We start from the raw sequence: 683 nt of genomic DNA, 5'->3' as shown, positions 1-683 counted from the left end.
CAGGTCTTTTCTGACCTGCTGCATCGCTCTGCTTATCAGTCTCTGGAGTACGGTGTACCTAGGGATAGCAATGCTGTGACTGGTTAGGAATTCAATAGCAGTATCAAAGAGGTAACGCGGCTCCAGCCAGGCATTGCCCACCTGAACAAGGTGGTCGAAAAGAGAATTGAAGTGCTGACTTTCGTCCCATTTGTGATAACCAGCAAGGTCTAATACTTTTGCGTAGAGTCGATCTTTTTGTTTTTGTGAGGGAGTGAATGGTCTGAGCCCCTTGCCGCCAAGCAGCTCTTTACTGATGAACATTAAATCCTTAGAAACCTGCGAGTAAGCGATATCTAGGATGACGGGCTTTGATTTGAAGTATCCCAAAATCGCGACAAAGTAACATCTATGAGCTCTGAGACGAATTGACCGAAAAACTGCCAATTCCGCATCGTTCAGAGAAAAGTACAGACGTTGTTCTTCGATTGAAAAAATGGGTGGGGAATAAAGATCTGCCTGTTCTGCTCTCGTGAGAATAGTAATTTCGTTTTTGATGGCCATATCAGGGCTGTTCCGTATTAAATGTACGATATTTACCTAATTTGCCACACTTATAAGTAGTAACCCACCTCCGCAGCCATTTATTGGTGTGGTCTACAGAGGATTAAGTCTTTTTAGAGGGGAAAATCCCTAGAACCCCA

1 protein-coding gene is annotated in these 683 nt (G+C 44.1%); it reads right to left on the bottom strand.

Going from position 1 to position 683, the window contains the following annotated elements:
• A partial coding sequence (locus tag AACR11_RS08255; protein WP_139374606.1) for a DUF4158 domain-containing protein occupies window positions 1-543 on the bottom strand: 543 nt, incomplete at its 3' end.
• Window positions 544-683 lie beyond the last annotated feature (140 nt).

This window comes from Vibrio sp. L85 (assembly GCF_963871815.1).
GTDB classification, from domain to species: domain Bacteria; phylum Pseudomonadota; class Gammaproteobacteria; order Enterobacterales; family Vibrionaceae; genus Vibrio; species Vibrio harveyi.
The sequence above is the reverse complement of the archived record's forward strand: the minus strand, read 5'-3'. Positions and strand labels throughout refer to the sequence as shown.